This window comes from Dactylosporangium sp. NPDC049140 (assembly GCF_040648435.1).
In genome coordinates this window covers 1-9,158 of sequence record NZ_JBEZDS010000111.1, presented here as the reverse complement: position 1 = coordinate 9,158, position 9,158 = coordinate 1, and the positions used below count along the sequence as shown (strand labels likewise).

General features: G+C 71.4%; 12 protein-coding genes. 3 read left to right on the top strand and 9 right to left on the bottom strand.

The window, feature by feature from the left end; genetic code table 11:
• Positions 1 to 668 (bottom strand): extracellular solute-binding protein (locus AB0B76_RS58155; protein WP_360394825.1); only part of this gene is annotated, 668 nt, incomplete at its 3' end.
• 162 nt (positions 669 to 830) lie between these two features.
• Here AB0B76_RS58155 and AB0B76_RS58150 point away from each other — a divergent pair.
• The gene (locus AB0B76_RS58150) at positions 831 to 1,844 is read left to right on the top strand and encodes a LacI family DNA-binding transcriptional regulator (protein ID WP_360394822.1); all 1,014 of its coding nucleotides are present in this window, start codon (positions 831 to 833) and stop codon (positions 1,842 to 1,844) included.
• Positions 1,845 to 1,984: 140 nt separating this feature from the next.
• Here AB0B76_RS58150 and AB0B76_RS58145 read toward each other — a convergent pair whose 3' ends face one another.
• Positions 1,985 to 2,497, bottom strand: coding sequence for a cupin domain-containing protein (locus AB0B76_RS58145; protein WP_360394819.1), 513 nt, complete (start codon positions 2,495 to 2,497; stop codon positions 1,985 to 1,987).
• Positions 2,494 to 3,402, bottom strand: coding sequence for an NmrA/HSCARG family protein (locus tag AB0B76_RS58140; RefSeq protein WP_360394816.1), 909 nt, complete (start codon positions 3,400 to 3,402; stop codon positions 2,494 to 2,496). The genes AB0B76_RS58145 and AB0B76_RS58140 overlap by 4 nt, the downstream gene beginning before the upstream one ends.
• A 98-nt stretch (positions 3,403 to 3,500) precedes the next feature.
• Between AB0B76_RS58140 and AB0B76_RS58135 the strand changes: the two genes are divergently transcribed.
• Positions 3,501 to 4,412: a helix-turn-helix transcriptional regulator gene (locus AB0B76_RS58135; RefSeq protein ID WP_360394813.1), complete on the top strand. Its 912-nt coding sequence runs from the start codon at positions 3,501 to 3,503 to the stop codon at positions 4,410 to 4,412.
• Positions 4,413 to 4,597: 185 nt separating this feature from the next.
• On the opposite strand, the gene AB0B76_RS58130 is transcribed toward AB0B76_RS58135, so the two are convergent.
• Together AB0B76_RS58130 and AB0B76_RS58125 are read right to left on the bottom strand one after the other, a co-directional pair.
• On the bottom strand, positions 4,598 to 5,020 hold the full coding sequence (locus tag AB0B76_RS58130; protein WP_360394810.1) for a hypothetical protein: 423 nt from the start codon (positions 5,018 to 5,020) through the stop codon (positions 4,598 to 4,600).
• 307 nt (positions 5,021 to 5,327) lie between these two features.
• Positions 5,328 to 5,702: a DUF952 domain-containing protein gene (locus AB0B76_RS58125; protein WP_360394808.1), complete on the bottom strand. Its 375-nt coding sequence runs from the start codon at positions 5,700 to 5,702 to the stop codon at positions 5,328 to 5,330.
• A gap of 25 nt (positions 5,703 to 5,727) precedes the next feature.
• On the opposite strand from AB0B76_RS58125, the gene AB0B76_RS58120 reads away from it, so the two are divergent.
• Positions 5,728 to 6,432, top strand: a complete 705-nt coding sequence (locus AB0B76_RS58120) for a GNAT family N-acetyltransferase (protein WP_360394806.1) — start codon at positions 5,728 to 5,730, stop codon at positions 6,430 to 6,432.
• Here AB0B76_RS58120 and AB0B76_RS58115 read toward each other — a convergent pair.
• The 4 genes from AB0B76_RS58115 to AB0B76_RS58100 all read right to left on the bottom strand — a co-directional run bounded on the left by AB0B76_RS58115 (position 6,424) and on the right by AB0B76_RS58100 (position 8,886).
• Positions 6,424 to 7,098 carry a cytidylate kinase family protein gene (locus AB0B76_RS58115; RefSeq protein WP_360394803.1) on the bottom strand — a complete coding sequence of 225 codons (675 nt, stop codon included), beginning with the start codon at positions 7,096 to 7,098 and terminating at the stop codon, positions 6,424 to 6,426. The genes AB0B76_RS58120 and AB0B76_RS58115 overlap by 9 nt on opposite strands.
• Before the next feature lie 113 nt (positions 7,099 to 7,211).
• Complete coding sequence (locus tag AB0B76_RS58110; protein ID WP_360394800.1) at positions 7,212 to 7,667, bottom strand: hypothetical protein; 456 nt, start codon at positions 7,665 to 7,667, stop codon at positions 7,212 to 7,214.
• 50 nt (positions 7,668 to 7,717) lie between these two features.
• Entirely contained in the window at positions 7,718 to 8,125 is a 408-nt protein-coding gene (locus AB0B76_RS58105; RefSeq protein WP_360394797.1) for a MerR family transcriptional regulator, read from the bottom strand.
• Between the two features lie 290 nt (positions 8,126 to 8,415).
• Positions 8,416 to 8,886, bottom strand: a complete 471-nt coding sequence (locus tag AB0B76_RS58100; protein WP_360394794.1) for a hypothetical protein — start codon at positions 8,884 to 8,886, stop codon at positions 8,416 to 8,418.
• Positions 8,887 to 9,158 lie beyond the last annotated feature (272 nt).

Genomic DNA, 9,158 nt, shown 5'->3' with positions numbered 1-9,158 from the left:
AACTGCAACGCCGAGACACCCTCGGCCGAGTCGAGCTTCGTCAGGTTCGCACCGGAACCCCAGAACCACGGCAGGAACTGGAAACTGCCCTCCTCAGTCCCGATCGCCGAGAACGTGATGCCCTTCTTCCCCGCCGCCTTCACCTTCGTCAACGCCGCCGTCAGCGACGCCCAGTCCTTCACCCCGGCCGGATCGACCCCGGCCGCCGTCAGCACCGCCTTGTTGTAATACAGGGCCAGCGTGTTCGCCCCGATCGGGATGCCGTACGTCTTGCCGCCGGACTGCCCGGCGGCGAGGAGGTTGGGCGCGATGGCGCCGGTGTCGAGCTTGTTGTCGTCGGTCGTGGTCAGCACGCCCGCCTCGGCGAGGGTGGAGACGACCGGGTTGTCGACGATGAGCACGTCGGGTGAGCTGCCCTGCTGGGCGGCCAGCAGGGCCTTGTTGGTCAGGTCGGTGGTGTCGTAGCCGGTGCGCTGGACGGTGACGCCGGCGTCGGTGCCGCACTGCTGCAGCAGCTTGACCCACGCGGAGGAGCCGTCGTACTGCGGGTACGGGTCCCAGATCGTGTAGGCGCCGCCATCGGCGGCCTTGTTGGTGGACGTCGAGCAGCCGGCCAGGGCCAGGACGAGGAGCGACGCGCCGAGGGCGCGGCGAACGGATACAGGCATGGGGTGCCCCTAGTGACGGTGGGGGTGAACGGGGGTGTCGAATCGGTTCGCGAATCGGTTCGCGGCGACGATAGTCAAGTTCTCCGCCGGGCGTCAAGGGTCGCGTTGACACCGAGCCGGGCCGTCCCTAGGCTCGGGTCGAACCGATTCGCTGGAGGGCGCGTGAACATCGGCGAGATCGCCAAGCGCGCGGGCGTGTCCCGCAGCACGGTGTCGTACGTCCTCAGCGGTAAGCGCACGGTGTCGGAGGAGACCCGGCGGCGCATCGTCGCCGTGATCGAGGAGCTCGACTACCGGCCCAACGCCGCGGCCCGCGCGCTGAAGGAGGGCCGCACCCGCACGCTCGGCCTGGTCATCCCGCCCGCCACCCAGCGCCTCACCGACATGCAGCTCGGGTTCGTCGCCAGCGTCGTGGAGGCCGCCGCCCACGCCGACCTCGACGTCCTGCTCTCACCGTCCGGCGGCGACCACGAGCGGTCCTTCGAGCGCGTCATCACCGGCCGCCGGGTCGACGGCATCATCCTCATGGAGATCCGTCTCGAGGACGACCGGGTCGACCGGCTCCGCCAGAGCGGCCTGCCGTTCGTCACCATCGGGCACCCGGCCGACACCCACGACATGTGGTGGATCGACGTCGACTACGCCGCGCTCATCGCCCGGTGCGTGCACCACCTCGCCGACCTCGGCCACCGCCACCTCGCCTTCGTCAACCGCTCCGCCGAGCTCGTCGCCGCCGGCTACGGCCCGGGCCACCGCGCGCTGGCCGGCTTCGGCGAGGCGATCGCCGAACGCGGCCTCACCGGCGTCGACGTCTGCTGCCCGGACGAGGCCGCGGGCGGCGAGGCGTGCCTGGAGCGGCTGCTCGAGGCCCACCCGGACGTGACCGGGCTCGTGACGATCAACGAGGCCGCGCTGCCGGGCCTGCAGCGCGCGCTGGACCGGGCCGGCCTCGTCGTGCCGCACGACTTCTCCGTCGCGGGCGTCGCCGGCCGGCACTGGGCCGAGGACTTCCGCCCGCCGCTGACCTCGGCCGACGTGCCGGCGCTGGAGATGGGCGCGCAGGCCGTGGACCTCCTCCTGGAGCGCATCGCCACGCCCGATGCCCTGCCGCGCCATGTCGTGCACGCACCGCCGATCTCGCTGCGCAGCAGCACCGGCCCGCGCCGGCTCAGGTGAATGCGCCGCGCCCGGTGCCCGGGCTGTCGCCGGGGCCCGGGTTGCATAGGGTGGTGTCCATCGCCGAGCGTTCGCAGGTAGGGCGCGCCGCCCCGCCGGGCCCCTACCTGATCGTCCGCGGTGCTCCGACCTGTGGGCGCCTAACCGCCGGTCGGGTGGTTGGTCAGGGGCGTGAGCTGGTGAATGTCGTGGCGGCTCCGCAGCGCCGCGATCGCGGCCTGGTCCGGTGGTCCTCCGGCGGCCAGCAGGTCGGTGAGCTCCTGGAGGTAGAGCTCGTGGCCGGCCGGGGACACCAGGAACAGCATCCGGGCCGTTTCGCGTCCCGGGTTGAAGAAGGCGTGCGGGCATCCGGCGGGCACGAACATGAAGCTCCCCGGCCCGCCCCGGAAGACCGTGGCGCCGGTCTGCGACTCCCAGGTGCGCCAGTCGCCGCCGGCGTTGCCGGTCGGGTGGAAGGCGAGCAGGTCGAGCTCGCCTTCCAGCACGTAGAACACCTCCTCGGCCTGCTGGTGCCGGTGCGCCCCGACATCGAACCCCGGGGCGACCTCGGCCTCGAACGCCGACCAGGTCGCCGACTGTCCGGCGCCCGACTTCAAGGTCATGGCCTGGATCCGGCGGCCGCCTCCCGGCGGTAGCAGCAGTCCATCGGTCATTGTCCGCTCGCTTTCTGGGCTCGGGGCTTCCAGCCGGTCGTACGCAACCAGGTATCCAGCCGCATCAGGTCCGGGTGCTGCGCCCGCAGCGCCGGGAGGTCGACCGGCTCGGAGGGGTGCTCGTTGAAGAACGTGAACATCTGGGCCAGTTGTTCGTCGAAGGCGCGGACCTGCGCGACGGGGGTCTGGCGGAAACGCGCCGGGAGGCCGCAGACCCGGCCGAAGGTCTCGGCGATCTGCGGCGGTGTGAGCCGGTCCCCGGCGATCTCGACGGTCCGGCCGAGGTAGTGCTCGGGCCGGTCGAACGCGATCGCCGCGAAGGCGCCGATGTCGCGGACCGAGATCAGCTGCATCGGCAGGTCCTCGCGCACGGCCAGGCTGACCACCAGCTCGCCGTCGTCCAGGACCGGGCGGTTGTAGGTCGCGAAGTTGTCCATGAACGATACGGGACGCAGGACGGTCGCCGGAAGTCCGAGCGCATGGATGTGCTCTTCGATCCGGGCCTTGCTGTCGTAGTACGGGATCCGGGACATTGCGTCGGCGCCGTTGAGCGAGCTGTAGACGAGATGCCCGATGCCGGACTCCCGGGCGAGGCCGGCCACCGCCTTTCCCCGCCGTTCCTCCGCCACCACCGCATCGGGACTGATCCGGGGACCGTCCATCATCGTCAGCACGAGGAAGACCCCGTGCATGCCCCGCATCGCCGCGCGCAGCGACGCCGGATCGTCCAGGTCCCCGACGACGAGGCCGGCTCCCGCCGTCCGCAGCGCCCGGGCGGCGGCCGAATCGGGGTCGCGCACGAAGGCGTGGACCGTGTGACCGTGTTCGAGCAGTTGCCGCGCGGTCGCGCCGCCCTGCTGGCCGGTGGCCCCGATGACCAGCACCGGCCCCTCGTGATCTGCCATGAGCGGCAGAATAGTGAGCGTTCGCCCGGCTGGTCCTGGTGCTGATACTGCTAGCCTGCGGTCGGTAACCGTCCACTCCGCCCGGGAGCCGAGCCGGCGTGACGAATGACAACGAGACGCCGCGGCCGGCGCGCCGGGCCGAGCCGGCCGCCTCCCCCCGGGCTCAGAACGGGACGCCGCGGCCGGCGCGCCGGGTCGAGCTGGCGGCCTTTCTCCGGGCTCAGCGGGCCCGGCTCCGGCCGGTCGACGTGGGGCTGCCGGAGGATCTCGACCCCGGCCGGCGCCGGACTCCCGGCCTGCGGCGGGAAGAGGTCGCCGAGCTCTCCGGGGTCGGCGTGACCTGGTACACCTGGCTGGAGCAGGGCCGGAACATCGCGGCGTCGGAACAGGTCGTCGACGCGCTGGCCCGGGCGCTGCGGCTCGACCCCGACCAGCGCCGCCACCTGCGCGCCCTGGCCGGTCTCGCCACCGCGGTGGGCGAGACACAGCTCGGCGACGCGCTGCCCCGGCTGCAGCGCCTCGTCGACGCGGCCGCCCCGACGATCGCCTCCATCTATGACACGCACTTCGACTACGTGGTGTGGAACACGCCGTACGCCCGACTGCGCCACGACCCGGCCGCGCTCCCCGCCGACCGGCGCAACCTGCTGTGGATGATGTTCACCGACACTCAGAGCCGGGCCCGCATGGTCCGCTGGGAGCCGGCCGCGCGGGCGGTGCTGAGCCAGTTCCGGGCCGTCGTCGGCCGGCGCCCCGACGACCCGCGGTTCGCGACGATGGTGGCGGAGCTGAGCGAGGCCAGCCCGGAGTTCCGCGCGTGGTGGGCGACGTATCCGATCCGCGACTTCCGGCCGGCGACGATCCGGATCGACCACCCCGAGGCCGGCCGGCTGGACCTCGAGCTGTTCCAGTTCCACCCGGTCGAGCACCCCGACCTGCTCATGGTCCTGCAGGTACCGGCGAGCAAGGACGATCTCCAGCGGGTGGTGTCGCTGCTCGACGGATCCTGACCGGCCCGTTCTCGCCTGCTCGGCTCGGCCACCGGCGCCCGTCCCTCGACCTCTAGGTGCATCTGGACCATGCTGGGGGTGCCCTTCGCCATCACAGGCGAACGCGAGCCACTCGTGGCCGATGAGCGAGCACGGGATCTTGATCGGGTCGGCTCAGTCCGCGATCGCGCTTCGGGCGCTCGCCGTCAGAGGGTCAGCGTGAACCCGCCGTCGGACGGATCGATGGTCAACTCCACGTCCTGCCAGGCGGGCAGGGTCTTCATGTAGGCCAGGGCCGTCTCGCACAAGTCCGCGGCCTCGCGATGGCCGCCGCGGTCCGCGCTCATCATCGCGATGAGCACACCGAACGCCACAGCTTCAGCGTCCATGTTCTCGCCGGGAACCGGTTCGGGCCGGCCGCGCAGCAGCGACCAGAAACAGTGCTGCATGACGTCGGCGTACCACAGCTCCGGTGGCGTGCGCGGCCAGTCCGCGGCGGCCGCGGCGAGGTCGTGCAGAAACTCGCGCACGCTGATCTGCCGGTCGGCGGCGAGCTCGCAGACGGTGTCGGACACCGGATCCAGTGCGTACCCGGCCGCCTGCAGGAATGCCTGCGGAGAGTCCAGCATGGCGCTCAGTGTGACACCGCAGTGCGCGACCGGTCGCCTTACGGCAAGGCCAGACCTTGAGGGCCACGTCGAAGGTGCCGTGGACCGCCGTGGTGACCCGCAGGTCCAGCTGGACCTGCGGCTGCTTGTTGAGCTGGGCGCCGGTCGGCCGCGGCGAGCAGTGCGCCACCGATCACGAGCTCCACGGAGCCGATCACCCACATGCCAGTGGGCCCGCGCTCGGAAGTCATGACAGCAGCATGATCCACAAGCGCCACCGGCGCGGTCATGTGGACGACTCCGATGCCGCGCGCTGCTCAGGGGTCCGCTACTCGGGCAGCAGCATGTGTCCCTCGGCGTCGCGCTCGACCGGGACGACCTTGCTCACCGCGCTGGTTGGTACCGGCCCGTAGATGTGTGGGTACCTCTCGGCGCCCGGCTCCGGGGCTTCGTACTCGACCGGTGCGCCGAGGCGTTCGCTGTCGATGACGAGGACCACCAGGTCGTCAGCGTCACCGTAGACGTACTCGGCGACAGCGCATAGCTGATGGGGCAGGGAGCAATGGATGAAGCCCTGCTCGTCGAGCGACACGCCTCGGGTCGACGTGCGGTACCAGCCTGTCCCGAGGGCGTCCTCCCAGCTGGTCCGTTCGGTGATGTGGAGGAGTCCGTCATGCCGGGACGGTATCTCGGTGTCGTACATGACAGCCGGTTGCCATGATCCGACCGTGCTCGACGACCTCCTGCTGCAGCGCGCCCGACGGCTTTGGGCCGGCCTGGCCGGGACGCCGGTCGTCTTCCGGGACGCGGCCGTCGAGGTCGTGGTCTCCCCGCAATCGTCGCTGTGCCCGCCCGGCTGGGTCGGCATCGTCGCGCTGGGAGGAGCCGTGATCGTCACTGCCCCCGACGGCGACACTGCCGAGACCGTGCGGCGCGCCTTCGCCGATCTTCCCACGATGGCCGAACTTCAAGGCACGCTGCCGATCGACGAGACGTTGGGGCCGGCGACTCTGGCCTACTGCGACGCGGCCGGCTTCCGACCCGCCGGCGCCGCCGCGCTCGAGAAGATCCCCGCGGACCACGCCGACCTCAAGACCCTGATCGCCCGTGTACCGGCTGACGACGCCGACGAGTCCGGTCTGGCCGAGGTCACATCGCCGGTGTTCGTGGTGCGCACCGCAACGGAGGTCGTCGCGGCCGCCGGCTACCGGGCCTGGCCCGGCGACACCGCCCACCTCAGTGTGCTGACCGCGCCGGCGCAGCGCGGACGAGGACTCGCGCGGGCAGTCGCCACCGCCGCCGTCGCCGACGCGCTGCGATCCGACCTGCTGCCCCAGTGGCGGGCCCGGCCCGAGGCCTCCCGCCGGGTGGCCCGGGCGCTCGGCTTCCGCGAGCTCGGCTCCCAGCTGAGCATTCACCTGCGGTCAGTGTGACCGGGTCTCCCAGGCCGGCTGCCGGGGCTCGTCGTTGTGCACGACTATGTCGGCGTGATCGGCCGGGCGGACCTGAGCGAAGTACAACTGCTGGGAAGGGATGTATCGCTCACGCCAGCGCCGCTCGACCTCGGCCCGGGACGACACCTGGCGCTCCCGGACCACGGCACGGTCCACGGTCTTCTCGAGCGCGGTCGACACGAAGACGCGCAGATCCCACCGGTCGAACAGCTCCGGGCGCATGAGGAAGACGCCGTCGAAGACCAGCACGGCGCCGGCCTGGGCGGTCGAGATCGGCGGCGACAGTACCGCATCCGCAGTCCGGTCGTAAACCGCGTTCTGGAAGCACCGATCGCCGCCGGGGCCGAGCGGATCGAGCAGCACCCGGTTCAGCGCGTCGTAGTCGTGGGTGTCGAAGTAGCAGCCTTCGGCCGAGTACTCGCCGCGTGGATAGCGCTGTGCCCGGGGGAAGAGGAAGTCGTCGATCGATGCGCGGATGACGTCGCGGCCCTGGGCGCGCAGGACGACAGCGAGCTCGTCGGCGAGCGTGGTCTTGCCGGCGGCGGGCGCTCCGTCGACGGCCACCCGCACCGGGTGCGCGACTTCGACGGCCCCGACCGCCGCCGCCAGGCGGCCGAGCAGTTCGTCGCGGGTGCCTCGGTCCATGTTCTGCCCCGTCCTGATCTGGCGTAGGTCACCATGTCGAGCCAACCTTATGCGTGCGGGCCATTGGTGGTACGGCCCGATCGTCCACGTCACAGGCTCAGCTCATCCACGTGTCAGCCCGGCCAGCCGGCTTGCTCACAGAGGGTCTGCATGTTCCGGTACGTCGCGCCAACCTCACGCAACGCTTGGGCGTCGGCCCGCGAGGCGTCCGCGCTGCCGGTATCGTTCCCCCGTTGCCGTCTGACTTCGTCGTCGGCCGCAGCGGACTTTTCGAACGCATCGGCAGCCGCCAGCATCGCCGCGCGAAGGTCGGCGCTGTCCGCCTTGCCCGCCGCCGTCCGGAAGTCCCCGGCCATCGTACGGAAGGTGCGGACGTCGGCGGCGTCGGTGGGTACGGCGGCGTTCATCGCCAGGTCGCAGGCCGCGATGTCACCCGAGGTGCGGCCGAACTGCCGGTACGCCACCACTGCGGCGCAGGAGCAGAGCAGGAACACCCCGACGACGCCGGCGATGACGAGGTGATACCACTTGAGCCGCGGTCCGGCCTTCGGCGGCGGTACGGGCAGCATGGGTCCATCCTTTGTGGACGGTTGGTGGTTCCTGGTCGCCCAGAAGGGAATCAGCGGTGTGTGCGGCCGACGGGCACGTCGGGGTGGGTACAGTCGGTGAGGCTGTCACAGCGGGCGTCGACCACCCCGGTCAGCGCGCCCCGGATCGCGGTCAGGTCGGCGATCTTCGCGTCGATCTCGGCGATCTTGTCGAGGGCCCGCCGGCGCAGTTCCGGGGTGGGGTCCCGCCGGCGGCCGGCCTCGAGGAACTCGGCAACCTCGTCGAGAGTGAAGCCGAGCCGCTGCGCCGTCTTGATGAGGTGCAGCAGGGCCACGGTGTCCGGCGGATACAGGCGATGGCCGCCGATCGAGCGGATCGGCTCGGCGAGCAGGCCGCGGCGCTCGTAGTAGCGCAGGGTCTGGATGTTGAGGCCGGCGAGCGCGGCGACCTCGCCCGTGCGCAGGCGGGCAGACGTCACGCCGACGCCAGCCCGTCGGCGGGCCGCGGCGGAACCGTGACCGCCTCGCCGTCGCCGTCCGGCCTGGCGTGCCGTTCGGCCGTCGGAGGCGTGCACGCGTCAGCAGCGATGAACATGAGTCAACGGTAAGCCTGTACCTAGGTACAGGCTGCAAGTCCCCGGGCCCTGTTGAGCAGCGTAGTCCTCAGGTTCGAGAACGGACCGAAACTCGCCGCGGTCGTCGACGGGATGCGCGAACAGCGACGCGCGATCGATCAGAGACGCTATCGCGTCGACGGACTGACTGCCGGTCACCGGCCCTGGGATCGCAGGCGCCCGGCACGGGTCTTGGCGAGGTTGCGGACCCGTTTCGTGCGGCCGGTCTCGCCCAGCACCGCCAGTACCGCGGCCGAGTCGGCCTCCTCGACCACTTTGCGCTGGAGCCAGTTCGACGCGGCCGCCAGCGCCTCGCGATCGACCGGCTCGCCGGACTGCAGCGCCTTGAACAGGGACCACTCCTGCACGCGGCGGGCGATGAATCCGTCGGCGCCCACCGCGTCCAGCACCGGCTCCGCCCACGCGGCGAACGACGCCGCCGACGCCAGCGCCTCGGCCCGGGTGTCCACAAGGGAGGTCAGCACCGACTCCGCCATGAGCCGGTCGGGCTCGGCGAGCAGCGCCGCGAGCAGCGCCGGGTCGTCTTCGGGCCGGCTCTCCCGCACGGCGGTGCTGAGCTGGTTGAATCGGGCGTGCCCGTCGGCTGGGTCGTCGTTGGAGGTCACCCGGCGAGGGTACCGGTATGTGCCGCCCGGCCGTCACCGGCGAGCGCTGTCGGCCGCTTGGTCGGGTATCCCCGGCAATCCGGCCGGAGACGTGGCCGCGTCGGCGTGCGCGGCAGCCGGACGGTCGTACCGGATGCCAGCCAAGAAAAGCGAAGAGCGAAGAGCTTCAAATTTCTTAGGTCGAGTAGCCGGGAGGAGTCTCACCTCCCGGCTCTCACAGATCTGGGCGTGACAGTCTCCCGTCACCCAGCTCTTGTCATCCTGTCTGCCAG